Origin of the sequence: Pseudomonas fluorescens (assembly GCF_002022275.1) — a bacterium.
Lineage (GTDB): Bacteria > Pseudomonadota > Gammaproteobacteria > Pseudomonadales > Pseudomonadaceae > Aquipseudomonas > Aquipseudomonas fluorescens_AJ.
The window spans coordinates 453,668-479,222 of record NZ_MSDF01000016.1 but is presented as its reverse complement, the minus strand read 5'-3'; the positions used below and the strand labels follow the sequence as shown (position 1 = coordinate 479,222).

Below are 25,555 nucleotides of genomic sequence, written 5' to 3'. Positions count from 1 at the left end.
CAGGCTTTTTTCATGGCAGGGCTTTACAGCTCAAATCCCCCTCCGTATAGTGCGCGCCATCGACGACGGCAACGTTGTTGATGTTGCCCAGGTGGTGAAATTGGTAGACACGCCAGCTTCAGGTGCTGGTGATCGCAAGGTCGTGGAAGTTCGAGTCTTCTCCTGGGCACCAAATTCAGATCAAACCCGCGAAAGCGGGTTTTTTCGTTTCAGGCCTTTGATTTTTAAAGGGATTCTTGATTTATATTTTTGAATCAGGGGTTTACAGATCAAAAAGCCCTCCGTATAGTTCGCTCCATCAACAGCGCAAGCGTTGCTGATAATGCCCAGGTGGTGAAATTGGTAGACACGCCAGCTTCAGGTGCTGGTGATCGCAAGGTCGTGGAAGTTCGAGTCTTCTCCTGGGCACCAAATTCAGATTAAACCCGCGAAAGCGGGTTTTTTCGTTTCCGGGGTTTGAAAACCCTCCCGCCGATTTGCCCCTCGTTCGCACTTGAGAAGTTTTATCGTTTATCCTTGCAACGATTTGTTGCATACAAGCGAGGAAACCTTCGGATGACCATCCGCGATACCCGTCTCAAGACGTCCCTTCTGCGTGGCCTGACCCTCACCCTGCTCGGCCTGACCCTGCTCACGCCCGCCGCCTACTCCGCCGACAAGGTTTCTTTGACCCTGTACAACGGCCAACACAAAGAAGTTGGCGATGAACTCGCCAAGGCCTTCGAAGCCAAAACCGGCATTCACGTCAACGTGCGCAAAGGCAGCAGCAACCAACTGGCCAGCCAGATCGTCGAAGAAGGCGCCCGCTCGCCTGCCGACGTGATCTACACCGAAGAATCGCCGCCGCTGAACAAACTTGGCGAGCAAGGCCTGCTGGCCAAAATCGACGCCAGCACCCTCGACGTATTGCCCAAGGATTATGTCGGCGCCAACGGCGACTGGATGGGCGTGACTGCACGCACCCGCGTCGTGGCATTTAACCCGAAACTGATCGCAGAAAAAGACCTGCCCAAATCCGTACTGGATTTCGCCGGCCCCGAGTGGCAGGGCAAAGTTGGCTTCGTGCCCACCAGCGGCGCGTTCCAGGAACAAGCCGTGGCGATCATCAAGCTGCACGGTCGCGAAGCCGCCGAAGAATGGCTGACCGGCCTGCGCGCGTTCGGCAAGGTCTACAGCAACAACATGGTCGCCCTAAAAGCCGTAGAGAACGGCGAAGTAGCCACCGTACTGGTGAACAATTACTACTGGTTCGCCCTCAAAAAAGAAAAAACCAACCTCGATTCCCAGCTGCATTACTTCACCGACGGCGACGTCGGCGGCCTGATTACCGTGTCCTCGGCTGCCGCGCTGAAATCCAGCAAACACCCTAAAGAGGCCCAGCAACTGCTGGCATTCATGGCCAGTGAAGAAGGCCAGCGCGTCATCACCAACACCTCGGCTGAATACCCGCTGCGCAAGGGCATGGAATCCAGCCGCGGCCTCAAGCCTTTCAGCGAGCTGCAACCGCCAAAGGTCACCCCTGCGGACTTGGGCAATGCCGAAGAAGCGCTGGACCTGGAACGTGACGTTGGCTTGAACTGATGAACCCATCGCTACCTGCCCCCGCCCTGCGCGGGGGCTTCAGCCCGCGCCGCAAGCGCCCATCGATCTGGCTGTTGCTGCCCGTGCTGTTTCTGGTGGGATTGAGCCTGCTGCCGCTGGTGTATGTCGCCACCAAAGCCTGGCAAGCGGGCTGGTCAGAGGCCGTGCATCTGCTCTGGCGCCCCTACGTTTTTGGATTGCTGCGCAACACCCTGGCGCTGATGGTCGGGGTGACAGTGGCGTGCGGTGTGATCGGTTTGTCCCTGGCGTGGCTGCTGGAGCGCAGCAACTTGCCGGGTCGGCGCATCTGGGGCGTGATCCTGTGCCTGCCGTTTGCAGTGCCGGCGTTTGTCAGCAGCTTTACCTGGGTGTCGCTGAGCGCCAATTTTGAAGGGCTGGGCGGGGCGATTCTGGTGATGAGCCTGTCCAAATACCCCTTAGTGTTTTTGCCGGTGGCGGCGACCTTGCGCAATCTTGATCCGTCCCTTGAAGAGTCGGCACGCACCCTCGGGCTGAACCGCTGGGGCGTGTTTTGGCGCATCACCCTGCCCTTGCTATGGCCTTCGCTACTGGCCGGCGCGCTGCTGATCGCTTTGCATATGCTGGTGGAATTCGGCGCGCTGTCGATCATTGGACTGCAGACCTTCACCACCGCGATCTATCAACAGTTCGAACTGGAATTCAGCAATGCCAACGCCGCAATGCTGTCGGCGGTATTGCTGGTGATGTGCTTGACGCTGCTGTGGCTGGAGTTGCGTGTGCGAGGCAAGGGCCGGCATGTGCGCATCGGCCAAGGCGCGGCGCGGCATGCCGAGCAGGTTCGACTGGGCAAGTGGGCGCCGCTGGGGCAAGTCTATTGCCTGGCGCTGGCGATTATTGGCAGCGGCATTCCACTGGGGATGCTGGGTTACTGGCTGGCGGTGGGTTCGTCGGCGGCGTTTCCGGTGGCCGAGATTGGTGAAGCGTTGCTGTCCTCCCTGGCACTGTCTCTGGGTGGCGCGGCGCTTTGCCTGGTGCTGGCCGTGCCGGTTGGACTGTTGGTGGTTCGCTATAAAGGCCAGCTGGCGATCTGGGCCGAGCGCCTGCCGTATTTGCTGCACGCCCTGCCTGGCCTGGTGATTGCGCTGACGCTGGTGTATTTCGCGCTGCATTACGTGCCGGCGCTGTATCAGACGTCGGCGTTGTTGCTGATCGCTTATGCGTTGTTGTTTCTGCCGCTGGCACAGGCGCCGATTCGTACCGCGCTGAACAAGGCTGCGCCGCAGTTGGAAGAGGCGGCGCGCACATTGGGTGCATCGTCGTTCAGCGCGTTTTGCCGGGTGACGCTGCCGATTATTTTCCCGGCATTGGGTGCGGCGTTTGCGCTGGTGTTTCTGGATGCGATGAAGGAGCTGACGGCGACGTTGCTGCTGAGCCCGACCGGGCTGAATACCTTGGCGACCGCCGTGTGGGCGCATACCGCGAATGTGGAGTTCGCGGCGGCGGCGCCTTATGCGGCGTTGTTGATTCTGGTTTCCGGATTACCGGTCTATTTACTTACGACCCGGATGTATCTGAGCCGCTGAAATAGCCATCGCAGGCAAGCCAGCTCCCACATTTTGAATTGCGAACCCATTCAAAGGTGGGAGCTGGCTTGCCTGCGATGGGGCCAGTGCAAACAACACTAAGCCCTGAACTGCCCGAGGCTCGCCTTCAACTGCGCCGCCAACCCATCCAGCACCTTGCCACTGGCAGTCGTTTCCACTACCGCCTGCGCCGCACGCTCAGCCTGAGCATGAATCACCTCGACCCGTCCACGCACTGCATGCGCGCCTTGCGCCTGATGCTCAGCCGCACGCGTTGCCAAGCCAATGGCCGCATGCACCTGCTCCACCGACGCCTGCACCGTCTGCTGCAAGCGCACGCTGTCGCGCAACACCAGTAAGCCTTCGTTTGCCTGGCGACCCGCCTTGCTGATGGTCTCCACCGCTTCGCGCGCACCCTGCTGCAACGCCACGATGTGCGCCTGAATATCCCCGGTAGAGCTTTGGGTTTTACTCGCCAGCGCACGCACTTCGTCCGCCACCACGGCAAAACCACGCCCCGTCTCACCCGCGCGCGCCGCTTCAATCGCAGCGTTGAGCGCCAGCAGGTTGGTCTGCTCGGCAATCCCGTGGATCACCGTCAGCACCACTTCGATTTGCTGACTTTGCTGCGCCAGTCGCTCAATCACTTTGGAGCCGGACTGCACCTGCCCCGCCAACGCTTCGATCAAGCTGCCGACCTCGGCTGAAGTCCGCGAGTTCTCATCCGTGGCCTGACGAATATCCACGACCTGCTGCAGTGCTGCCTGCATCGCATGGCTTTCGGCCTGGGCCTCATCAGCCATTTGCGACAGCGCGCGCAAGCTCTCGGCCACCTCGTCACGCTGCAAGCCCGCCGCCGCGTCAGCCCCGGCATTGCGCAAGGTCATCGCGCCGATTTCCACGCCGGTTCGCTGGGCCACATCCCCCGCCTCGCGCACGATAGGCTGCAACTTATCCACAAAGCGGTTGACCGCCGACGCCATGTCGCCAATCTCATCTTTGCTGTTGATCTGCACACGCTTGGTGAGGTCGCCCTCGCCCGCCGCCAGGTCATCCATGGCCGCAATCAACAGCTTCAGACGATTGACCACGCGGCGCCCCAGTACGATGGCGATCAGCAGCAACACGCCGAACCCGACAATGGCGAGCCCCATGCCGATGCGCCAGCGCAGGGTGCCGGCGGCCTCCTGCACGGCGCCGGTGGTGTTCGCCGTCATCTGGGTGGCGGTGGCTTGCGCCGATTGCAGACGCGCGCCCATGGCGGCTGCACTGTCCGCCGCAGCGCCTTGCAGGCTGTCGCCGACCAACTGATCACTGCTGGCAATCAACGCGGCAAAGCGCTTATCCAGCGCCGCGAGGTCCGTTTCAACCGAGGCCGTCGAAACGCCCATGCGGACCTTGCCGATTTCCACCCCGTTGGGGCTGATGGATGCTTCAACGTAGTACACCGATGGGTCGTCCTTGGCCGCATTCAACACTTTGTCCAAAGCACGATCACCCGCCCCTTTCGCCAGCAATGCCTGGTTGATCGGGTTTTCACGGTTCAGGTAACGGGTCAAATGTTCACCCGCCGCGTCGTCGTAGACCACGAACAGCACATTGGGATTACGCTGGGCACGCCGGGCAAACTCCGACAATGTCGGCACGTCGCTGTCCCACATGGCGCGTGGCGCCACCGAGGCCAGCAGTTGCGCCATGTCATTGGCGGAGTCTTGCAGGTCTTTTTCCAGGGTCGCACGCAGTTGCTTCTGCTCGTCCTGCAAGCGCGAGGACAAACCGCTGGTGAGACGCTGACGAGTGCTGGACGACAGGCTGTCCAGGCTGGAGGTGACTTCCTTGCCGGCTTGCGCCAGCTCGCCAGACAGTTTCTGGCTGTCGATACCCAGGCGATTGCCCAAATCAGCTTCCAATGCCGTGACAGTGCTCCGCGTCAGAGCGACGGCTACCAGCACTTGCACCAAAAGGGCGATACCGAGGGTAACGAATACCGGCCGCAACAGCCGGCTTTGTAACAATGAGAGAACGGCAGACACTGTGAATCCCTCCACCACGGGTGCCATTAAATTGATAGCACCGCGAAAGAAAGAACCATAGCAAGGGTCGTGCCGTTTGCCAGGCAGAAACGACAAAGGGCTCCCGAAGGAGCCCTTTGCTTTCTACATCAACAGCTTATTAAGCGAACGGGTGACGCAGAACGATGGTCTCGTTGCGGTCCGGGCCCGTCGAAATAATGTCGATTGGCGCCCCGATCAGCGCTTCAACGCGTTTGATGTAAGCACGTGCGTTGGCAGGCAGCTCTTCCAGGGTTTTGGCACCCACGGTCGATTCGGTCCAGCCTGGCACTTCTTCGTACACAGGCTGCAGGCCTACGTAGCTGTCGGCGTCAGTCGGAGCAACGTCCTTGCCATCTGCATCTTTGTAGCCGACGCAGATGTTGATGGTTTCCAGACCGTCGAGTACGTCCAGCTTGGTCAGGCAGATGCCCGAGATGCTGTTCACATCGATAGCGCGACGCAGGATAACGGCGTCGAACCAGCCGCAACGACGCGCACGGCCAGTGGTGGCACCGAACTCGTGACCTTGCTTGGCCAGGTGTGCGCCGACTTCGTCGAACAGCTCAGTCGGGAACGGCCCCGAACCTACGCGGGTGGTGTAAGCCTTGGTGATGCCCAGGATGTAGTCCAGGAACATCGGGCCCACGCCGGAACCGGTGGCAACGCCGCCAGCGGTGGTGTTGGAGCTGGTCACGTACGGGTAGGTGCCGTGGTCGATGTCCAGCAGCGAGCCTTGAGCGCCTTCGAACATGATGTCTTTGCCAGCGCGACGCAGGTCGTGCAGCTCGGCGGTCACGTCCAGCATCAGCGGCTTGAGCAGCTCAGCGTATTCCTTGCACTCGGCCAGGGTCTTTTCGAACTCGATGGCCGGCTCTTTGTAGTAACCCACCAGCATGAAGTTGTGGTAATCCACCAGTTCACGCAGTTTGTCTTCAAAGCGCGGCATGTTGAGCAGGTCGCCCACACGCAGGCCACGACGTGCAACCTTGTCTTCGTATGCCGGGCCGATGCCGCGACCGGTCGTACCGATCTTCAGCTCGCCACGGGCCTTTTCACGGGCCTGGTCCAGCGCCACGTGGAAGGACAGGATCAGCGGGCAGGACGGGCTGATACGCAGACGCTTGCGCACCGGTACGCCTTTCTCTTCCAGCTTGATGATCTCGCGCAGCAGGGCGTCAGGTGCAACGACCACGCCGTTGCCGATCAGGCACCGCACGCCTTCGCGCAGTACGCCCGACGGGATCAGGTGCAAAACGGTTTTTTCGCCATCGATGACCAGGGTGTGGCCAGCGTTGTGGCCACCTTGGTAGCGCACTACGGCGGCAGCATGTTCGGTCAGCAGATCAACGATCTTGCCTTTGCCCTCATCACCCCATTGGGTGCCCAGGACTACGACATTCTTACCCATAACACTTGTCCTCATTCGCGCAAACTTGGTGCCGGCGATGGCCGGCAGGAAAACTCAAGAAGCCAGTGGCGATACTTGCCAAAGCCCGTTCTGCAGAATCAATTGCCGGTCGCAGTCCGCATCACGGGCGACGGCCAATGGCTGCCCAGGCAAGGCCTGGACAACACGCTGACCCTCACTGCGCAACTGGCAAACCTGCTGCCAGAGTGCTGCGTCCGTACTGTCGGGCATCCAGATGCCACCAGACGGCAGCTCGACCTCAGCACGCCCCAGGGTCACCAGGGTTTTCAAATCGGTGGAAAAGCCGGTCGCCGGACGCGCACGACCGAAGTCGGCGCCGATATCGTCGTAACGACCGCCCTGGGCGATGGCCTGGCCAACACCCGGTACAAACACCGCGAACACCACACCGGTGTGGTAGTGGTAACCGCGCAACTCGCCCAGGTCAAAATACAGCGGCAGCTGCGGGAACCGGGCCGACAACTGCTCGGCAATCGCCAGTACATCATTCAGTGCAGCCAATACCGGCGCTGGCGCATTGGCCAGACGCTCACGCGCAGCCACCAGCACTTCAGGGCCGCCGCACAGGTTCACCAACGCACGCAGCATGCCAGCCAAATCCGCAGGCACACCCTCGGTGAGAGCGATCACTTCATCGATAGCCTTGCGTTGCAGGGCATCGAACAACTGTTGTTCCACTTCACCGGACAAACCGGCCGCACGGGCCAGGCCACGGTAGATACCCACGTGACCGAGGTCCATGTGCACATCCGGCACGTCGGCCAATTGCAGCATGGCCAGCATCAAGCTGATCACTTCAACGTCGCTGCTCGGGCTGGCATCGCCGTACAACTCGGCGCCCAACTGGATCGGGCTACGCGAAGACGACAAGGCGCGTGGTTGCGCATGCAGCACGCTGCCGGCGTAGCACAAGCGGCTCGGGCCTTCGCGACGCAGGGTGTGCGCATCAATGCGCGCCACTTGCGGCGTGATGTCGGCACGGAAACCCATTTGCCGGCCCGATTGCGGGTCGATGACCTTGAAGGTGCGCAGATCCAGGTCCTGGCCCGCGCCGGTCAGCAGGGATTCCAGGTACTCGATATGGGGGGTCACGACAAACTCGTAACCCCAGCTCTGGAACAGATCCAACACCTGGCGACGCGCTACTTCAATGCGCGCAGCTTCCGGTGGCAGTACTTCTTCGATGCCATCTGGCAGCAGCCAGCGGTCTACCGTTGCCATTACGCCAATCCCCTATGATCCGGGCGGCCAGCCCTCGGCCGAGCCTTGAGTGAAGCAGAAAATACCCGGCCCCCGCATAAACAACGCGCAAGAACGACGTGACGAATGGCCTGCCAGCGGCCTCGTCGGGCACTTTCCTCGAAAAACCTGTGGCGTCTGCAGCGCACAACAACAATCAAACATGCAGACGCAAAAAAGCCGGGAATTTCCCGGCTGCCGCATCATACACCCGTTTTCTGAAAGGATCACCCCGCCAGGCGTTTTAGCCGCCCGACGGAGTGCGCCCCAAGGTCACAGGCTGTTACTTGGACTTTTCCAGGTAGCGGAAGAACTCGCTGCTTGGGTCCAGCACCATGACGTCGGTTTTGTTCGCGAAGCTTTCACGGTAAGCACGCAGGCTACGGTAGAACGCGTAGAACTCCTGGTCCTGGCCGTAAGCCTTGGAGTAAATCGACGCGGCTTGAGCGTCGCCATCACCACGGGCCTCTTCAGACTCGCGATAGGCTTCGGCCAACAGTACACGGCGCTGACGGTCAGCATCCGCACGGATACCTTCAGCCAACTCGTTACCCTTGGCGCGGTGCTCACGGGCTTCACGCTCACGCTCGGTGCTCATGCGCTCGAACACGCTGCGGTTCACTTCTTTCGGCAGGTCAATGGCCTTGACCCGAACATCAATCACTTCGATGCCCAGCTCTTTTTCCGCCATTGTGTTCAACGAACGCGTGATGTCAGCCATCAGCGCATCACGTTCACCGGATACCACCTCGTGCAGGGTGCGCTTACCGAACTGGTCACGCAGGCCCGACTCCAGACGGCGCGACAAACGCTCGTCAGCAATCTGCTTGAGGCCGGAGGTCGCGGTGTAGAAGCGCTCGGCATCCTTGACGCGCCACTTGGCGTAGGCGTCAACCATCACGGCTTTCTTTTCCAGGGTCAGGAAGCGCTGTGTCGGTGCATCCAGGGTCATCAGGCGGCCGTCGAACTTGCGCACCTGGTTCACGTAGGGGACCTTCACATGCAGGCCCGGCTGGACATCCGCCTGGACCACACGACCGAATTGCAGCAACACCGCGCGCTCGGTCTGAGACACGATGTAGAAGCAGTTCCAGGCAGCGATGACCACGACGACACCCACAATCAGGGCTGTCAGCGATTTATTGTTCATCAACGACTCTCCCTGGTACGTGTTTGCTGTTGCAGCAAGTCAGCGGCCGCACGGGCGCTCGCTTCATTGGCAGCGGCATTCGAACTGGTGGACGGCGCGCTGGTGCCGCTACGACCCCCTTCGATCATCTTGTCCAGCGGCAGGTACAGCAGGTTGTTCTGCCCACCTTTGCTGCCAGTCACGAGAACCTTGCTGGTGTTGCTGAAGACTTCCTGCATGGTGTCCAGGTACAGACGCTCGCGGGTCACTTCAGGTGCCTTGCGGTACTCGGCAACCAGCTTGGTGAAGCGATCCGCCTCACCCTTGGCGCGAGAGACCACTTCGTCACGGTAACCGTTGGCATCCTCAAGGATGCGCTGGGCCTGACCACGGGCTTCCGGCACGACGCCGTTGGCGTAGGTTTCAGCCTGGTTGCGCGAACGCTGCTCGTCTTCACGGGCGCGGATCACGTCATCAAAGGCTTCCTGTACTTCACGCGGTGCCGCTGCGCTTTGTATGTTGACCTGAGTGACAGTAATACCGGTGCGATAGGTGTCGAGGAACCGTTGCAGGCGCTCCTTGATCTCACTGGCCATCAATTCACGACCTTCGGTCAGCACCTGATCCATGGCGGTGGAACCCACCACATGGCGGAGCGCACTTTCAGTCGCTTGTTGCAGGCTGATTTCCGGCTGGTCAACGTTCAGCACGAAGTCCTGCAGGTTGCTGATCTTGTACTGCACGGTCAGCGGCACTTCGACGATATTCTCGTCTTCGGTCAGCATCTGGCCCTGCTTGGTGTAGGCACGCTCACGCGTGACGTTCTCCATGTACTTCTTGTCGATCGGCGGGAAGTAGATGTTCAGGCCCGGGCCGACAGTCTCGTAGTACTTGCCGAAGCGCAGCACCACGGCTTGTTCCTGCTCGTCCACGACATACACGGCGCTGTACAGCCAAACGGCTGCGAGCACGACAAGGCCCAGGCCCAACAGGCCATAGCCGCCGCCCTTGCTGGTACGACCGCCGTCGTCACCACCACCACGTTTTTTCCCACCACCGAACAACCCATTCAGGCTTTCCTGCAGCTTTCGGAAGGCCTCGTCGAGATCCGGTGGCCCCTTGCGGTCGCCATTATTGCGGCGCTTACCACCCCAAGGATCCTGATTATTCGAGTTGCCACCCGGCTCATTCCAAGCCATAGCGCTCTCCATCTGATAAAGCAAAGACGCACCCACGGCGCGCCGACCAATGCTACAGAATGCCTGCTACTGCGGCACAACCGCTTTCGGAGGCTTTTATTGCAAAGTGTGTTGTTCGATGAACTCTGTCGGTACCACGCCTTCACGACTGACCAGCCGATTCAGCTCCGAGCGCGGCAATCGAACGGCCAGCAAGCTGACACCTTCTTCGTCGTATTCTTCTTTCTGTACCGCGCCCAGCTCGAAAAACTGTGCACGCAGTCGAGCAAAACGCTGAGGCAAGCGCAAGGTGCCGATAAACAAATCGCTGCCCAACAGCTCGGCAATGGCTTGTTCAAGTAATTCCAGACCACTGCCATCACGCGCCGACAACCAGACCCGCTGGGGCTTGCCGTCTTCGTCGCGCTGGATCTGTGGCTCTACGCCCTCAAGCAAATCGAGTTTGTTATAGACCTCAAGGATCGGCAAGTCCTGGGCGCCAATCTCGCCCAGCACCACCATCACCTGCTCGATCTGCAACATGCGATCCGGTTCGGCCGCATCGATCACGTGCAACAGCAGGTCGGAATTGCTCGACTCTTCGAGCGTAGACCGAAATGCCTCGACCAGCTTGTGGGGCAAGTGACGAATGAAACCCACAGTGTCGGCCAGGACAATCGGCCCCAGGTCGTCCAGTTCAAGACGGCGCAAGGTCGGGTCGAGGGTGGCGAACAGTTGGTCGGCGGCGTACACGTCGGATTTGGTCACGTTGTTGAACAGCGTGGATTTACCGGCGTTGGTATAGCCCACCAGTGAAACGGTCGGGATATCCGCCCGCATGCGGCCACGTCGCGATTGCTCGCGCTGGCTGCGCACTTTCTCAAGCCGGCCCTTGATCTGGCGCAGGCGAACCCGCAGCAGACGGCGGTCGGTTTCGAGCTGGGTTTCACCCGGGCCACGCATACCGATACCGCCACCCTGACGCTCAAGGTGAGTCCAGCCGCGAACCAGCCGGGTGCTCATGTGGTCAAGCTGAGCCAGTTCTACCTGGAGCTTGCCTTCATGGGTACGCGCGCGTTGGGCGAAAATATCGAGAATCAGGCCGGTACGGTCGATCACGCGACACTCGAAAACACGTTCGAGGTTACGTTCCTGACTCGGCGTGAGGACGTGGTTGAAGATCACCAGATCGGCTTCTTCGGCATGCACCAGGTCGCGCAGTTCCTCGACCTTGCCGCTGCCAATCAGGAATTTGGCGGTTGGCCGATGACGCGGTACGTTAAAAAACGCAACGGTCTCGGCGCCGGCCGAATTTGCCAACTCCTGAAACTCCTGCGGATCTTCGCGCGCCTCAGGGTCCTGTCCATCCAAGTGAACGAGGATTACCCGTTCACCACCACCGTGGCGCTCAAAGAACAAAGGAGACTCCTATCAGGCGTTACCTGGCTCAGCGTCACCCACTTCGTCACCGGCTGCGCTAGGCAGACGAATTGGACGAACTGGAACGACTGTCGAGATAGCGTGCTTGTAAACCATCTGGCTGACGGTGTTTTTCAGCAGGATCACGAACTGGTCGAAGGACTCGATCGTGCCTTGCAGCTTGATACCGTTAACCAGGTAGATGGAAACCCCAACTTTCTCTTTACGTAAAGTATTCAAGTAAGGGTCTTGTAGCGAATGCCCTTTTGACATGTGCCGCACTCCTTTAAGGATCAATAATAAAATTCGGAAAATAGATAGCTCATGGCCGTCACACCCCCAAGGATAGACGGCAATTGCAAGGACTCAGCTCAATATGGAGACCGTTCCCAAGTATTTCAAGGCGCGTGACAGATTGTCGCTGTCCAGGCTGTCCAGCCAGTGCAAATCGCTCCAGCTGCGCAACCAGGTGAACTGGCGCTTCGCCAATTGGCGCGTGGCGATGATGCCGCGCTCCTGCATTTCGGCTGACGTCAGCTTGCCATCCAGATGATCCCAGACTTGGCGGTAGCCTACAGCACGTATCGAAGGCAACCCGGGATGCAGGTCACCTCTGGAACGCAGTGCTACGACCTCGTCCACAAACCCCTGTTCCAACATAATTGTGAATCTTTGTGCAATTCGTTCATGCAGCACCTGACGATTTGCCGGAGCGATGGCCAGATTCGCCACAGTATAGGGTAATTGTGACCCACCAGATGCGCCTGCATCAGCACTTTGCGCAGTTTGTTTCAGCCTGTGTTCAGTCATGGTCTGGCCGCTGACCCGCCAGACTTCCAGCGCGCGCGTCAGTCGCTGGGGGTCATTGGGGTGGATGCGCGCCGCTGAAACTGGATCCACCGCCGCCAACTGATCGTGCAAGGCTTGCCAGCCAAGGCGTGCAGCCTCTTCTTCAAGCTCAGCGCGCACCTGGGCGTCGGCAGGCGGCATATCGGCCAGCCCTTCCTGCAACGCCTTGTAGTAAAGCATCGTGCCGCCCACCAGCAGCGGAATATTGCCCCGCGCAGTGATCTCGGCCATGGCGGCAAGGGCATCGGTGCGAAAATCAGCGGCTGAATAGCTCTGCGACGGGTCAATGATGTCGATCAATTGATGCGGATGCCGGGCCAGCAACGCTTTCGAAGGCTTGGCGGTACCGATGTCCATGTCCCGGTAAACCAGGGCAGAGTCGACGCTGATGAGCTCGCACGGCAGCACTTTGGTCAGCTCGATGGCCAAGTCGGTTTTGCCGGCGGCTGTGGGGCCCATCAGGAAAATCGCGGGGGGCAAGGCACTCATCAGCGGCCGCGCAAGAACAGTTTGTCCAGATCGTCCAGGCCCATCTGGGTCCAGGTCGGTCGGCCATGGTTGCATTGCCCGCTGCGCTCGGTGTTTTCCATGTCGCGCAACAAACCGTTCATTTCCGGCAAGGCCAGGCGGCGGTTGGCGCGGATTGCACCGTGGCAGGCCATGGTGCCGAGCAGTTCGTTGATATGCGCCTGGATACGGTCGCTGGTGCCATATTCCATCAGGTCGGCCAGTACATCGGCGACCAGACGGTTGGCTTCGGCCTGCTTGAGCAGCGCAGGAATCTGGCGGATTGCCAGGGTTTCCGGGCCCAGGCGCTGCAATTCAAAGCCGAGTTTCTGGAAAACGCTGTGGTGTTCTTCGGCGCAATCGGCTTCGCGCTGGCTGACGGCCAGGGATTCCGGCACCAACAACGGCTGCCCACTGAGGCCTTCACTGGCCATGGCGATCTTCAGGCGCTCGTACATGATCCGCTCGTGGGCGGCGTGCATGTCCACCAGCACCAGGCCATGGGCGTTTTCCGCAAGGATGTAGATGCCCTTGAGTTGCGCCAACGCGTAACCCAACGGCGGAATATCCCCGCCACCTTCCGGCAAGGCCACAGGAGCACCCGGTTCAGCCCCCGGCAGCGGCGCGAAAAACTCGCGATACGCCGCCTGCGCCTCGGCCACCGGCACGGCAGATTGCGGGCGCGGCGTGTACTGGTACTGATAACCCGCCCCGGAACCGGAACCTGGTGCGGTGTACGAAGGTTGAGGCTGCGGCGATTGCAGCAGGTTGGCGGCCAGACTCATTTCGCCTTGCGGGCCAAATTCACCCGCCTCAGGGCCACTGGGACGAACAACAGCCGTCACAATCGGCGCAGACAGCTGATCATCCGGGCGCACATCACCCAACGCGCGGTGCAAGGTGCCATAAAGGAAGTCATGCACCATGCGCCCGTCACGGAAGCGCACTTCGTGCTTGGTCGGGTGCACGTTGACGTCAACCACCGACGGGTCGACCTCAAAAAACAGTACAAACGTCGGGTGCCGTCCGTTGAACAGCACATCGCGATACGCCTGACGCACCGCGTGCGCTACCAGCTTGTCGCGCACCGCACGGCCATTCACAAAGAAATACTGCAAATCTGCCTGGCTGCGCGAGAAGGTCGGCAGACCGACCCAACCCCATAGCCGCAAGCCATTGCGCTCGATTTCAATCGGCAGCGCCTGCTCCAGGAAGCCCGAACCGCAAATCGCCGAGACACGCCGAGCGCGCGCGGCATCGTCATGGGCTTCGTGCAGGCTAAGGATGGTTTTGCCGTTGTGGCGCAGGTGGAAGGCCACATCGAAACGCGCCAGTGCCAGGCGCTTGATCACTTCTTGCAGGTGATCGAATTCGGTTTTTTCAGCCTTGAGGAATTTGCGGCGCGCCGGGGTATTGAAAAACAGGTCGCGCACTTCCACCGACGTACCCACTGGGTGCGCGGCTGGCTGGACACGGGGCGCCATGTCGCGGCCTTCTGTTTCCACTTGCCAGGCTTGCTCGGCGTTGCGGGTGCGCGAAGTCAGGGTCAGGCGAGCCACGGAGCTGATGGAAGCCAGGGCTTCACCGCGAAAGCCCAGGCTCATTACCCGTTCCAGGTCTTCAAGGTCACGAATCTTGCTGGTGGCGTGACGCGCCAGTGCCAACGGCAGGTCATCGGAGGAGATGCCGCTGCCATCGTCGCGAACGCGCAGCAGCTTGACGCCGCCCTGTTCCACGTCCACATCAATGCGCTTGGCGCCGGAGTCGATGCTGTTTTCCAGCAGCTCCTTGATCACCGAGGCCGGGCGCTCAACCACTTCACCCGCGGCAATCTGGTTGGCAAGGCGCGGGCTGAGCAGCTCGATACGCGAGCCGCTGTTCAAGACTGATTCGCTCATTACTGCGCCGCCAATTCAGTGCCGGGGATGGTCAACACCTGGCCGACTTTCAACTCATCGGTCTTCAGGTTATTCGCGCTGCGCAAAGTGGCGGGCGACACCTGGAAACGCACGGCCAGCATGGCCAGCGTGTCACCGGGCTGAACGCGATGATCACGCGGGCCCTGGGCGATTTTCCCGGAGTCACGCAACCAGGCGATATAGGTGCCCGGCGGCGGGTTCTGCTGGAAGAACTGGCGAATACCGGCGCTGATCGAACGCGCCAGCGCCTGCTGGTGGCTGGAGCTGGCCAGTTTCGAGGCCTCATTGGAGTTGGAGATAAACCCGGTTTCCACCAGGATCGACGGAATGTCCGGCGACTTCAACACCATGAACCCGGCCTGTTCCACACGCTGTTTGTGCAACGAGGTCACACGGCCGATATTGCTCAGGACTTTCTGGCCGACGTTCAGGCTGGAGGTCAACGAGGCCGTCATCGACAGGTCGAGCAGTACGCCAGCGAGCATTTTGTCCTTGTCATCGAGGGACACATTGCCCGCCCCGCCGATCAAGTCGGAACGGTTTTCACTGTCGGCCAGCCAACGCGCGGTCTCGGACGTGGCGCCGCGATCCGACAGGGCAAACACCGAGGCGCCAAAGGCGGCAGACGACGGTGCGGCGTCGGCGTGGATCGACACAAACAGGTCAGCGCCTTTCTTGCGCGCGATTTCCGTACGGCCACGCAACGGGATGAAATAGTCGCCCGTGCGCGTCAGCTCGGCGCGGTAGCCTTTCATGCCGTTGACCTGGCGTTGCAGTTCACGGGCGATAGCCAGAACCACGTCTTTCTCATGCTGGCCGCGCGAGCCGGAAGCGCCCGGGTCTTCGCCACCATGACCGGCGTCGATCACCACGATAATGTCGCGCTTGCCCGCCGGGGCTGGCGGCGGAGGCGGCAACTTGACCTGCGGTTGCGACGGGTTGACGGGCACAGCGGGCACGGTCGCCACGCTTGGCGGCGGTGCGGGAGGCGGGTTGGCATCGGCGGCGTTGTCGAACAGGTCGACCACCAAGCGGTTGCCGTACTGGGCGTTTGGCGCCAGCACAAAGCTTTTCGGGGTCACGGCCTTTTTCAGATCGATGACCACGCGTAAATCGGTCGGCGTGCGTTGGGCCGAGCGCATGGCGGTAATCGGGGTGTTGGCGGTGGACACTTTCAACGGCGCGGCCAGGGTCGCACCGTTGATATCGATCACCAGGCGATCAGGCGACGACAGGGTAAAAACGCTGTGCTGGACCGGGCCAGACAGGTCGAACACCAGCCGCGTGTTATCCGGCGCTCGCCACAGGCGAACACTTTTCACCTGTGAAGCAGCCAGAGCATTGACAGTCATTGCCGCAAGCAACACCCCTACGACAGCAACCAACGCGCGAAAGCGCATACCTAACCCCACCAATTATTTGAATTCCAATGCCAAAGCGGCGCACCACGACTGGCCGCGCACGCTCTGGGGCAACAACTTCAGCTGACGTCCTTGCTCTTGGGGCGTAATGGTAATGGTCAGGTCCGGCTTTGGCAAAAAGCCTGTGCCTTTATCTGGCCACTCGATCAGACACAGCGCATCTTCGTCGAAGTAATCGCGGATGCCCATGTACTCAAGCTCTTCGGGATCGACCAGGCGATAGAGGTCGAAGTGAAAGGCGCGTATTGCACCGATCTCGTAGGGCTCAACCAGTGTGAACGTAGGGCTTTTAACTGCCCCGGCATGGCCCAGACCGCGAATAATCCCGCGTGACAGTGTGGTCTTGCCCGCGCCAAGGTCGCCCTCGAGGAAGATCAGCCCGGCGCCGGCCGTCACCTGGGCGATGCGATGACCGAATGCGACCATCGCGTCTTCATCGGCCAGGAAAAGGGTTATTTCAGACACGGCGACTGCTCCTCCAGCAATTGTCGAATGGCGGGTATCAAGTCGCTGGCAGCCAAGCCGCGGCCAAAGGTGCCTTGGCGATCCCCCGCCGTGGCGTGTAACCACACCGCCAGGCAGCTGGCGTCGAAGGCCGGCATGCCTTGGGCGAGCAACGCGCCGGTCAGGCCAGCGAGGACATCGCCGAGCCCCGCCGTGGCCATCGCCGGGTGACCCTGGTCACATCGAGAAACACGTCCGTCCGGGCTGGCTATCAAACTGCCAGCCCCCTTGAGGATAGCCACTGCATTGAATTTCTGACTTAAAGCGCGCGCCACCTTAAGGCGGTCGGCCTGAACTTCGGCTGTCGTGATGCCCATCAAACGCGCAGCTTCACCTGGGTGCGGCGTAATCACTGAGTTGGCGGGCAAGCTCACGCCGCCCTTCGCCAGTTGATTCAAGGCGTCGGCGTCCCAGACCTGTGGCTGTTTGGCATTGGCGGCGACGGACAGCAGGCTTTTACCCCAGGCAGCATCGCCCAGCCCCGGGCCGATAACGATCACCGAGATCTTTTCCAGCAGCCCCATTAACTGGTTAGCCGAACTGACGCCAACGGTCATGACTTCCGGCAAACGCGCCAACGCGGCGGGCACGTGCTCGGGCCGGGTCGCCAGCGACACCATGCCCGCGCCACTGCGCAAGGCGCTTTCGGCGCTCAGCAGCGCTGCGCCGCCAAAGCCACGGTCGCCGCCGATGACCAGCAGGTGGCCGAACTGGCCTTTATGGGCGTCCGGGGAACGCGCAGCCAGTTGCGGCAAATGGCCGTGCAACAGGGGCTGAACGTCGGTTATTTCGTGTTTTGTCTGCGGCATGCGTCTTCAAGCTCCGATGTCTGGCAGAATTATACGCATCTAACCTGTGGTTTCCCGTGTCTCATGCCCGCTATTACCTCCGATCTGCCCGCCCTCGCCCAATCGATCAAAGACTGGGGCCGCGAGCTGGGCTTTCAACAAGTCGGCATCAGCGGCCTGGACCTGGCCGAGCATGAGCAGCACCTGCAACGCTGGCTCGACGCGGGCTACCACGGCGAGATGGAGTACATGGGCGCCCATGGCAGCAAACGCTCGCACCCCGATGAGCTGGTGCCGGGCACCTTGCGCGTGGTCTCGCTGCGCATGGATTATCTGCCAGGCGACACGCAAATGGCGCAACTGCTGGCAAAGCCGGAAAAAGCCTACATCTCGCGCTACGCCCTGGGCCGCGACTACCACAAACTGATCCGCAAGCGCGTGCAGCAACTGGCTGACCGCATTCAGGCGCAGATCGGCCCGTTTGGCTTTCGCGCGTTCGTCGACAGCGCGCCGGTGCTGGAAAAAGCCATCGCGGAACAAGCCGGGCTAGGCTGGATCGGCAAAAACACGCTGGTACTCAACCGCAAGGCCGGCAGTTATTTCTTCCTGAGCGAACTGTTTGTCGATTTGCCGTTGCCGGTAGATCCGCCCCACTCCACCGAACACTGCGGCCGCTGCACCGCCTGCCTGGATATCTGCCCCACCAATGCCTTCGTCGGCCCTTACGTACTCGACGCCCGGCGCTGCATTTCCTACCTGACCATCGAGCTCAAAAGCGCCATCCCCGAAGACTTGCGCCCGCTGATAGGCAACCGCGTGTTTGGCTGCGATGACTGTCAGATCGTTTGCCCGTGGAATCGTTTCGCCCGCGCTACCGGCGAAAGTGATTTCAAGCCACGGCATAACCTGGATAACGCAGAACTGGCCGAACTGTTTATGTGGGACGAGGATAAATTCCTCAGCAGCACCGAAGGTTCGCCGCTGCGCCGCGCCGGTTATGAGCGCTGGTTGCGCAACCTGGCGGTGGGTCTTGGCAATGCACCGTCGAGCATTCCGGTGCTGGAAGCCTTGAAAGCGCGGCGTGATTACCCGTCAGAGCTGGTGCGCGAACACGTTGAGTGGGCGCTGAAGCAACACGCCGAGCGCTAGTGCACGTCGTCGTTGTAGACGAACTTGGGCATTTCCCAGTGAAAACGGATCGCCAGCAGGCGCAATAGAAAGCCGCTGAACAGGGTCAGCAGAATCGACTGTTCGCTGGGCAGTTCCAGGTACAGGCAGAGCATGTAGAACCAGGCCGCGAGAAACGACACGCTGGCGTACAGCTCACGGCGGAAGATCAGCGGAATGTCGTTACAGAAAATGTCGCGCAGGATGCCGCCGAAGACGCCGGTGATCACGCCGCTGACTGAGGCCACCAACATGCCGTGGCCCATTTCCAGGGCGGTCATGCAGCCGATCAGGGTGAAGGCCACCAGGCCGACGGCGTCCAGCGCCAGAAACAGCGAGCGCAGGTGGCGCATCAGCGGTGCAATGAAGATCGTCACCAACGCCGCGATGGAAGTCAGCACCAGGTATTCCGGGTGTTTGACCCACGTCAGCGGGTAATGCCCCAGCAGCACGTCACGTACCGAACCACCGCCCAGGGCGGTGACGCAGGCGATCAGCACCACACCAAACCAATCCATGCCACGGCGCCCGGCCGACAAGGCACCGGTCATGGCTTCGGCGGTGATGGCGATGAGGTAGAGCATCAACAGCATGATGGCGATCCTTGCGATTAGGCCGGCAGTCTAATCATTTGGCAGTGGCACCAAAAGGGGGCGCTTGGTGAAAGACCCCGTTGCCCCTATCGCAGGCAAGCCAGCTCCCACATTTTGAATGGGTTCACAAATCAAAGTGTGGGAGCTGGCTTGCCTGCGATAGGGCCAGAACAGGCGCCGCTTATCAGGCCTTGATGAAATGCTTGCGGTAATGCTGCAACTCGGCAATCGACTCGCGAATATCGTCCAGCGCCAAATGCGTGCTGCCTTTATGGAAGCTGTCTTTGACTTCCGGCGCCCAGCGCGCGGCCAGCTCTTTCAACGTAGATACGTCCAGGTTGCGGTAGTGGAAGTAGCTTTCCAGCCCTTTCATGTGGGTATAAAGGAAGCGACGGTCCTGGCAGATGCTGTTGCCGCAGATCGGCGACTTGCCCTTGGGCACCCACTGTTCCAGAAACTTGATGGTCTCGGCTTCGGCTTCGGCCATGCTGATGCGGCTGTCGCGCACGCGCTGGGTCAGGCCGGAGTTGCCGTGGGTGCGGGTATTCCACTCGTCCATGGTGGCGAGCACGGCGTCGCTGTGGTGGATCGCGATCACCGGACCTTCGGCCAAGGTGTTGAGGTTGCTGTCGGTGACAATGGTCGCCATCTCGATGATGACGTCGGTGTCTGGGTTCAGACCGGTCATTTCCAGATCGATCCAAATCAGGTTCTGTGGGTTTTGCATGGCTCTATTCTCTTGGCACCTTGGCGTAGCTGCGCAGTTTAGCAGGCAGGGGCGTGCTAGACTCGCGACCGTTTTACCCAACCTTTGCATTATCGACACGGAACACCAATGGCCAAACGCCAGCTCAATCGTCGCCAAAACTGGCGCATCGAAAAGATTCAGGGTGAACGCGCCGCTCGCGCCGCCAAACGTGAATCCTCCGCCGTGGAAGCGCTTGAGGGCGGCGACCTGGGCCCCGAACAAACGGGCCTGGTGATCGCGCACTTTGGCGTGCAGGTCGAAGTCGAGGCGCTGGAAGGCGAACTCGCGGGCCAGGTGTTCCGTTGCCACTTGCGGGCCAACCTGCCTGCGCTGGTGACCGGCGACAAGGTAGTGTGGCGCGCCGGCAATCAGGGTATCGGCGTGATCGTCGCCCAGTTGCCGCGCACCACCGAACTGCGTCGCCCCGACAGCCGTGGCCAGCTCAAGCCCGTGGCCGCCAACGTCGACATGATCGTGATCGTGTTCGCGCCACTGCCCGAGCCCCATGCCAACCTGATCGACCGCTACCTCGTAGCCGCCGAACATGCCGGTATCCGCCCGCTGTTGCTGCTGAACAAATTCGACCTGATCGACGAACAGAACGCCCCGGCGCTCAACGCACTGCTGGCGGTCTACCGCACCCTCGGCTACCCGGTGCTGGAAGTCTCGGCGCATCACGGCAATGGCATGGAACAACTCCAGCAGCAGCTGGACGGGCGCATCAGCGTGTTCGTCGGCCAGTCAGGCGTGGGCAAGTCATCGCTGGTCAACAGCCTGCTGCCGGAGGTCGACACCCGTGTCGGCCCGCTGTCGGAACTCTCCGGCCAGGGCACCCACACCACCACTACCGCGCGGCTGTTCCACTTCCCCGGCGGCGGTGAGTTGATCGACTCGCCGGGTATCCGCGAATTCGGCCTCGGCCACGTCAGCCGCAGCGATGTAGAAGCAGGTTTCATCGAGTTCAACGACCTGATCGGCACCTGCCGCTTCCGCGACTGCAAACACGACCGCGAGCCGGGTTGCGCGTTGCTCAAGGCGCTGGAAGATGGCCGCGTGCAACAGCAGCGGATGAACAGCTACCGGTCGATTATTGCGAGCTTGCCTGAGAGCAGCTACTGAAGATCCATTTCCTGATACATATAAAACAAGGCAAGCAGCCTCCCGATCCATTGATTTAATAGGGGCTGGCATCAAGAATCCGGACCAACTGGGTGGCGAGTACACGCAAGCCAGCTTGTATTCGGTTTTTTCGATGCCCATAATCGCTCCGTCACCAGCGAAAGCTGGCAGGAGTCTGGATCCTTTTCGGGGTTGATCCAGCGGCGCAGAAGGGGCGAAGCAAGCTCCACTGCGCGTCGAATGAAGCCGCCTTCGGGCGGCTTTGCTTTTTGTGGGGAATTAACCATTGGCTCTCTACTATCACCCCAAACAAGGCGATGTGCTGCTCTGCGACTTCACCCGAGGCTTTGTAGCCCCGGAAATGTTGAAGATCCGCAAAGTCGTAGTGATATCCCCTACCGCTACTCACCATCGCACACTCTGCACCGTAGTGCCGATCTCCTCTACCGCTCCCGAGATCCAGCACGACTGGCATCACTTGCTACGTACCAACCCCCTTCAAACCGATGGTTACAAAGAACTGTGGGTGAAGTGCGACATGATTTATACCGTCAGCTTCGAGCGCCTCGACAAGCTGCACAGAAAGACTCGTACCACGGGGCGACAGTATTTCGTGCCGCGCCTGGGTACCGATGATATGCGAGGTGTCATCAGCGGCGTGAAAGCCTACCTTCCGTTGTGACCCGAAATGAAAACGCCCCGACTATTCGGGGCGTTTTCATTGATAAAGAATATCGCAGGTCTATTACGACCCGGGCGCAGGCGCAGGCGCCGTAGGATCTTTCACCCCACCATCATCAAACAGGTTCAGCTTCTGGCGCAGCTCATGCGCCGGCAACGGCTCCTGCCCTGGCGGAATGGCGTTCGGATCCACCGGCACTTCACCCGGCGCGCCCTCGCCCGGCGTCGGGACAGGCACTGGACCTTGATCACCTTCGATCGCACGCTGGGCCTTTTTGGTCAGCACCACGATATCGATACGGCGGTTGATCGGGTTGAACGGGTCTTTCGGATCAAACAGCTGCGAGGACGCAAACCCCACCACCCGCGCCACTTGCGGGTCCGGGTAGCTGCCCGCCACCAGCGCACGACGCGCAGCGTTGGCGCGGTTGGCCGACAGTTCCCAGTTGCCGAAATCGCCTTGGCCCGCATACGGCTTGGCATCGGTGTGACCACTGACGCTGATCTTGTTCGGCACCGCCTTGATGGTGTCGGCCATGGCCAGCAAGATGTCTTCAAAGTAAGGTTTCAGGCGCGCGCTGCCGGAGTCGAACATCGGCCGGTTGGCGGCGTCGGTGATCTGGATGCGCAAGCCTTCAGGCGTGATTTCGAAGGAAATCTGATCCTTGAATTTCAGCAGTTGCGGGTTTTCCTCGACCTTGGTCTGCAACTCCTGCAACAGCAACTCCAAGCGCTCCTTCTCGACCTGCTCGGCCATGGTTTCAACTTTTTCGCGCTCGATCGGAATGTTTTCCTGCGGCGATTCGGTCTTGATCTCCGGGTTGATGGTGCGCTCGGGCGCCAGCTGCGGCGAACCGCCGAGGTCGATCACAAACGGCGTGCCGCTTTCGGAGAAGCCAATCGGGTCCTTGAAGTAACCGGCGATGGCGATCTTCTGTTCAGGCGTGGCGGTAGACATCAGCCACAGCACCAGGAAGAACGCCATCATCGCCGTCGCAAAGTCGGCGAAGGCGATTTTCCAGGCGCCGCCATGGTGCCCCGCAGCGAAGCGCTTGACGCGCTTGATGATTATCGGCTGGTTGTTTTCCATGACTTAGCGACCGCGAACCGCTTGTTCCAGCTCGGCAAAACTTGGGCGATGTTTCGGGTACAGCACCTTGCGCCCGAACTCCACCGCCAGCGATGGCGGCATGCCCGACGCCGAAGCCACCAGGCAGGCCTTGATCGCCTCGTAGAGGTTGACCTCTTCCTTGGCATCATGCGCCAGGGAGGTGGCCAGTGGGCCGAAGAAACCGTAGGCCGCGAGAATACCGAAGAAGGTACCCACAAGGGCCGCACCCACGTGCATGCCGATAGCCTTTTGGTCGCCTTCGCCCAGGGATGCCATGGTCACCACAATACCGAGTACCGCCGCAACAATACCGAAACCGGGCATGCCGTCGGCGATGCCGGTCACGGCGTGAGACGGGTGTTCCAGCTCTTCTTTAAGGCTGAACAGCTCCATGTCGAACAAGCCTTCCAGCTCGTGGGGCGCCATGTTGCCGGAGGACATGATGCGCAGGTAATCACAGATGTAAGCGGTCATGCGCTCGTCTTTGAGCACGGCCGGGTATTTGGCGAAAATCGGGCTGGCGGCGGCGTCTTCAATGTCGCCTTCGATGGCCATCATGCCTTCGCGGCGGCTCTTGTTGAGGATCTCGTAGATCAGCCCCAGCACATCCAGATAGAAGGTGTGGGAGAAGCGCGAGCTGAACATGCCCAGCGACTTCTTGATCACGTGCAGGGTCATGTAGCCGGGGTTGGCTTGCAAGAATGCACCAAACGCGGCACCGCCAATAATCAACACTTCGAAGGGCTGGATCAGCGCAGCAATTTTACCGTGAGACAGGACGTACCCACCCAGCACGCTTGCGATGACGACGATGATGCCGATAATTTTAGCCATAGGGGATTTGTACTTGCGCCGTCGGGTTCATGGACATATTGGGTGTAGCTGAAAACTCTTGTTCTACTTATCGGCAAAACTGCGCCAGACTATAGCCCGTTAAGGCGAAAAGCCAATTCGGCCCGATCCGGGCGTGTTGAACGCAAGTGATGATCGCGCACCAATCATGGCCAATGAAACGACAGTCCCAACTGCAAAACCCACCACCCTCGCCGCCTGGATCAAGCGTCTGGACGATGTGCTGCTGCCCGTCCCTCAGGCCAGCCACGAGCGGGTGTGCAAAGCCATTCGCGACAGCCGCAGTTCATTGCGGGACATTGCCGAGCTGATGCAAAACAGCCCCGCGCTGGTACTCAGCGTGATGCGCGAAGCCAACAGTCACACCCACGGCAGCATGGCCGAGCCGGCGGAAAATCTGGAAGTGGCGCTCAACCGCCTCGGCCTCAAACGCGCCGAAGAGTTATTGGCGCGCCTGCCCTCCGTGCCGGAAAAAGACATTCCGGTGGCATTGCGCCAACTGCTGCTGGTCAGCCAGCACGCGTCGCAGCAAGCCAGCGGCTTGTTCGCCAGCCGCCTGGCGCGGTTGTGGCAAGACATCCACTGGGGCAGCCTGCTGTTTCTGTCGCCGCTGTGGCCAATGGCCGTGGCCTACCCCAAGCTCCTGGAAGAATGGGAACTGCGGGTCATCCACAAAGGCCAGTCGGCTCGCAAGGTCGAGCAGGAATTATTCGGCGTACGCCTGCTCGACCTGTGCCTCGGCTTGACCGAAGCCTGGCACCTGCCGATCTGGGTGTCCCAGGGCTACACCCTGCTGCTGAACGAGCAGCGCTTGCTGGTCAAGGCCTTGCACATCGCCCGTGAAGACGACGCGCTGCGCCACCAGCAATTGCTCGACGCCGAGCCCAACCTGCGGCGCTGGCTGAACCAGCCGGCCAATACCGTGCTGCTGGCCAACGGCCTGGCGATGTCGGCGCAAGAGTCCTGGACCTGCCCACACACCGAGCGCTGGCAATACCTTACGGCGCTGTACCTGCAAGCGCCGCTGGGCGATGTGCAGCAGCAGGTTCACCAGCAAGCTGTGACCAGCGCCCGCACCACCTTGATGCCTGATCTGTGGCACCCGGCGCTGTCGCTGATCTGGCCGTGGCATGTGCAAAAGGTCCACCGCGGCCTGTTACCGGCGCCACCGCCTACCGCCGAATCACTGGCCCTCTGGCGCAAGCGCTGCACCGAGTTGCTGGTTGAGCCGAGCCGCTTTGCCAACGCCATGCACCTGACTACCTGTGCCCGGGAAGCGCTGGTCGCCAGCGGCATGCAGCGCGTTTTACTGTTTATGGCAGACCGCGCCTTGAGTACCTTGCGCGTACATCAGGCCGACGGTTTGCCCAAAGACGCCGCAAACCTGAGCCTGGATGTGGTCAACAGCACCCTGCTGCAACGGTTGCTCGAAAAGTCCGCCCAAGTGCGCCTGACGCCGGACAATCACGCGCAGTTCTTCGCACTGTTACCACCGACGTTGCGCCGCCTGTTCCCTGGCGAACACCTGCTGTTGCGCTCGTTGAGCTGCAATGGGCGCGTGGTGATGCTGATGGTGGCGGATCAAGGCGGCGGCCCCTTCTCGGAAACCACCGTGCAAGCCTTCGGCAAAACCGCCCAGTGCATTGAAAAAGCCCTGCACAGCTTTACCAACCGCAGCGCCTGATGCTTGCGCTACAATCGC

General features: G+C 60.6%; 22 protein-coding genes and 2 tRNA genes. 8 read left to right on the top strand and 16 right to left on the bottom strand.

Features of this window, described 5'->3' with window-relative positions; all coding sequences use genetic code 11:
• The first annotated feature begins 85 nt into the window (after nt 1–85).
• The 4 genes from BFW87_RS14205 to BFW87_RS14190 all read left to right on the top strand — a co-directional run bounded on the left by BFW87_RS14205 (nt 86) and on the right by BFW87_RS14190 (nt 3,146).
• A tRNA-Leu gene (locus BFW87_RS14205) sits at nt 86–172 on the top strand.
• Nucleotides 173–324: 152 nt separating this feature from the next.
• A tRNA-Leu gene (locus BFW87_RS14200) sits at nt 325–411 on the top strand.
• A gap of 144 nt (nt 412–555) precedes the next feature.
• Nucleotides 556–1,581 carry an extracellular solute-binding protein gene (locus tag BFW87_RS14195; RefSeq protein WP_078740416.1) on the top strand — a complete coding sequence of 342 codons (1,026 nt, stop codon included), beginning with the start codon at nt 556–558 and terminating at the stop codon, nt 1,579–1,581.
• Nucleotides 1,581–3,146, top strand: a complete 1,566-nt coding sequence (locus BFW87_RS14190) for an ABC transporter permease (RefSeq protein ID WP_078740415.1) — start codon at nt 1,581–1,583, stop codon at nt 3,144–3,146. Before BFW87_RS14195 ends, BFW87_RS14190 begins: the two co-directional genes overlap by 1 nt.
• A gap of 98 nt (nt 3,147–3,244) precedes the next feature.
• Here BFW87_RS14190 and BFW87_RS14185 read toward each other — a convergent pair whose 3' ends face one another.
• The 12 genes from BFW87_RS14185 to BFW87_RS14130 form a co-directional block, all read right to left on the bottom strand.
• Nucleotides 3,245–5,179 (bottom strand): methyl-accepting chemotaxis protein, encoded by a 1,935-nt coding sequence (locus BFW87_RS14185; protein ID WP_078740414.1) that lies wholly within the window; start codon nt 5,177–5,179, stop codon nt 3,245–3,247.
• 139 nt (nt 5,180–5,318) lie between these two features.
• On the bottom strand, nt 5,319–6,608 hold the full coding sequence (locus tag BFW87_RS14180) for an adenylosuccinate synthase (protein ID WP_078740413.1): 1,290 nt from the start codon (nt 6,606–6,608) through the stop codon (nt 5,319–5,321).
• A 54-nt stretch (nt 6,609–6,662) separates the two neighbouring features.
• The gene (locus tag BFW87_RS14175) at nt 6,663–7,850 is read right to left on the bottom strand and encodes an ATP phosphoribosyltransferase regulatory subunit (protein WP_078740412.1); all 1,188 of its coding nucleotides are present in this window, start codon (nt 7,848–7,850) and stop codon (nt 6,663–6,665) included.
• A gap of 301 nt (nt 7,851–8,151) precedes the next feature.
• Nucleotides 8,152–9,018, bottom strand: coding sequence for a protease modulator HflC (hflC, locus tag BFW87_RS14170; protein ID WP_078740411.1), 867 nt, complete (start codon nt 9,016–9,018; stop codon nt 8,152–8,154).
• Nucleotides 9,018–10,196: an FtsH protease activity modulator HflK gene (gene hflK / locus BFW87_RS14165; RefSeq protein WP_078740410.1), complete on the bottom strand. Its 1,179-nt coding sequence runs from the start codon at nt 10,194–10,196 to the stop codon at nt 9,018–9,020. The genes hflC and hflK overlap by 1 nt, the downstream gene beginning before the upstream one ends.
• Before the next feature lie 96 nt (nt 10,197–10,292).
• Entirely contained in the window at nt 10,293–11,594 is a 1,302-nt protein-coding gene (gene hflX, locus BFW87_RS14160) for a ribosome rescue GTPase HflX (protein ID WP_078740409.1), read from the bottom strand.
• A gap of 12 nt (nt 11,595–11,606) precedes the next feature.
• Entirely contained in the window at nt 11,607–11,867 is a 261-nt protein-coding gene (hfq, locus tag BFW87_RS14155; RefSeq protein ID WP_071482778.1) for an RNA chaperone Hfq, read from the bottom strand.
• 93 nt (nt 11,868–11,960) lie between these two features.
• Complete coding sequence (gene miaA, locus BFW87_RS14150; RefSeq protein WP_078740408.1) at nt 11,961–12,932, bottom strand: tRNA (adenosine(37)-N6)-dimethylallyltransferase MiaA; 972 nt, start codon at nt 12,930–12,932, stop codon at nt 11,961–11,963.
• Nucleotides 12,932–14,848 (bottom strand): DNA mismatch repair endonuclease MutL, encoded by a 1,917-nt coding sequence (gene mutL / locus BFW87_RS14145; protein ID WP_078740407.1) that lies wholly within the window; start codon nt 14,846–14,848, stop codon nt 12,932–12,934. Before mutL ends, miaA begins: the two co-directional genes overlap by 1 nt.
• On the bottom strand, nt 14,848–16,269 hold the full coding sequence (locus BFW87_RS14140; protein WP_078740406.1) for an N-acetylmuramoyl-L-alanine amidase: 1,422 nt from the start codon (nt 16,267–16,269) through the stop codon (nt 14,848–14,850). The genes mutL and BFW87_RS14140 overlap by 1 nt, the downstream gene beginning before the upstream one ends.
• A 15-nt stretch (nt 16,270–16,284) precedes the next feature.
• Nucleotides 16,285–16,755 (bottom strand): tRNA (adenosine(37)-N6)-threonylcarbamoyltransferase complex ATPase subunit type 1 TsaE, encoded by a 471-nt coding sequence (gene tsaE / locus BFW87_RS14135; protein ID WP_078740405.1) that lies wholly within the window; start codon nt 16,753–16,755, stop codon nt 16,285–16,287.
• Nucleotides 16,743–17,603: an NAD(P)H-hydrate dehydratase gene (locus BFW87_RS14130; protein WP_078740404.1), complete on the bottom strand. Its 861-nt coding sequence runs from the start codon at nt 17,601–17,603 to the stop codon at nt 16,743–16,745. The genes tsaE and BFW87_RS14130 overlap by 13 nt, the downstream gene beginning before the upstream one ends.
• A gap of 63 nt (nt 17,604–17,666) precedes the next feature.
• On the opposite strand from BFW87_RS14130, the gene queG reads away from it, so the two are divergent.
• Entirely contained in the window at nt 17,667–18,731 is a 1,065-nt protein-coding gene (queG, locus tag BFW87_RS14125) for a tRNA epoxyqueuosine(34) reductase QueG (protein ID WP_078740403.1), read from the top strand.
• Here the strand turns inward: queG and BFW87_RS14120 are convergent.
• Nucleotides 18,728–19,345: a trimeric intracellular cation channel family protein gene (locus BFW87_RS14120; RefSeq protein WP_176159752.1), complete on the bottom strand. Its 618-nt coding sequence runs from the start codon at nt 19,343–19,345 to the stop codon at nt 18,728–18,730. The genes queG and BFW87_RS14120 overlap by 4 nt on opposite strands.
• 181 nt (nt 19,346–19,526) lie before the next feature.
• Nucleotides 19,527–20,069, bottom strand: a complete 543-nt coding sequence (gene orn / locus BFW87_RS14115) for an oligoribonuclease (RefSeq protein ID WP_078740402.1) — start codon at nt 20,067–20,069, stop codon at nt 19,527–19,529.
• A 108-nt stretch (nt 20,070–20,177) separates the two neighbouring features.
• Here orn and rsgA point away from each other — a divergent pair, with 108 nt between their 5' ends.
• Nucleotides 20,178–21,209, top strand: coding sequence for a small ribosomal subunit biogenesis GTPase RsgA (rsgA, locus tag BFW87_RS14110; RefSeq protein ID WP_017734951.1), 1,032 nt, complete (start codon nt 20,178–20,180; stop codon nt 21,207–21,209).
• 286 nt (nt 21,210–21,495) lie between these two features.
• Complete coding sequence (locus tag BFW87_RS14105; protein ID WP_078740401.1) at nt 21,496–21,891, top strand: type II toxin-antitoxin system PemK/MazF family toxin; 396 nt, start codon at nt 21,496–21,498, stop codon at nt 21,889–21,891.
• Between the two features lie 63 nt (nt 21,892–21,954).
• Here the strand turns inward: BFW87_RS14105 and motB are convergent, their stop codons facing one another.
• Entirely contained in the window at nt 21,955–22,980 is a 1,026-nt protein-coding gene (motB, locus tag BFW87_RS14100) for a flagellar motor protein MotB (RefSeq protein WP_078740400.1), read from the bottom strand.
• Between the two features lie 3 nt (nt 22,981–22,983).
• Nucleotides 22,984–23,835 (bottom strand): flagellar motor stator protein MotA, encoded by an 852-nt coding sequence (motA, locus tag BFW87_RS14095; protein WP_078740399.1) that lies wholly within the window; start codon nt 23,833–23,835, stop codon nt 22,984–22,986.
• A gap of 166 nt (nt 23,836–24,001) precedes the next feature.
• Here motA and BFW87_RS14090 point away from each other — a divergent pair, with 166 nt between their 5' ends.
• Nucleotides 24,002–25,537, top strand: a complete 1,536-nt coding sequence (locus BFW87_RS14090) for an HDOD domain-containing protein (RefSeq protein ID WP_078740398.1) — start codon at nt 24,002–24,004, stop codon at nt 25,535–25,537.
• Nucleotides 25,538–25,555 lie beyond the last annotated feature (18 nt).

Coding starts and splice junctions, on each gene's coding strand:
- BFW87_RS14130 (WP_078740404.1), bottom strand. CDS start 17,603: ATGCCGCAGACAAAACACGAAATAACCGACGTTCAGCCCCTGTTGCAC.
- motA (WP_078740399.1), bottom strand. CDS start 23,835: ATGGCTAAAATTATCGGCATCATCGTCGTCATCGCAAGCGTGCTGGGT.
- BFW87_RS14190 (WP_078740415.1), top strand. CDS start 1,581: ATGAACCCATCGCTACCTGCCCCCGCCCTGCGCGGGGGCTTCAGCCCG.
- BFW87_RS14180 (WP_078740413.1), bottom strand. CDS start 6,608: ATGGGTAAGAATGTCGTAGTCCTGGGCACCCAATGGGGTGATGAGGGC.
- miaA (WP_078740408.1), bottom strand. CDS start 12,932: ATGAGTGCCTTGCCCCCCGCGATTTTCCTGATGGGCCCCACAGCCGCC.
- BFW87_RS14090 (WP_078740398.1), top strand. CDS start 24,002: ATGGCCAATGAAACGACAGTCCCAACTGCAAAACCCACCACCCTCGCC.
- BFW87_RS14175 (WP_078740412.1), bottom strand. CDS start 7,850: ATGGCAACGGTAGACCGCTGGCTGCTGCCAGATGGCATCGAAGAAGTA.
- orn (WP_078740402.1), bottom strand. CDS start 20,069: ATGCAAAACCCACAGAACCTGATTTGGATCGATCTGGAAATGACCGGT.
- hfq (WP_071482778.1), bottom strand. CDS start 11,867: ATGTCAAAAGGGCATTCGCTACAAGACCCTTACTTGAATACTTTACGT.
- BFW87_RS14140 (WP_078740406.1), bottom strand. CDS start 16,269: ATGCGCTTTCGCGCGTTGGTTGCTGTCGTAGGGGTGTTGCTTGCGGCA.
- mutL (WP_078740407.1), bottom strand. CDS start 14,848: ATGAGCGAATCAGTCTTGAACAGCGGCTCGCGTATCGAGCTGCTCAGC.
- queG (WP_078740403.1), top strand. CDS start 17,667: ATGCCCGCTATTACCTCCGATCTGCCCGCCCTCGCCCAATCGATCAAA.
- BFW87_RS14195 (WP_078740416.1), top strand. CDS start 556: ATGACCATCCGCGATACCCGTCTCAAGACGTCCCTTCTGCGTGGCCTG.
- rsgA (WP_017734951.1), top strand. CDS start 20,178: ATGGCCAAACGCCAGCTCAATCGTCGCCAAAACTGGCGCATCGAAAAG.
- hflK (WP_078740410.1), bottom strand. CDS start 10,196: ATGGCTTGGAATGAGCCGGGTGGCAACTCGAATAATCAGGATCCTTGG.
- hflC (WP_078740411.1), bottom strand. CDS start 9,018: ATGAACAATAAATCGCTGACAGCCCTGATTGTGGGTGTCGTCGTGGTC.
- motB (WP_078740400.1), bottom strand. CDS start 22,980: ATGGAAAACAACCAGCCGATAATCATCAAGCGCGTCAAGCGCTTCGCT.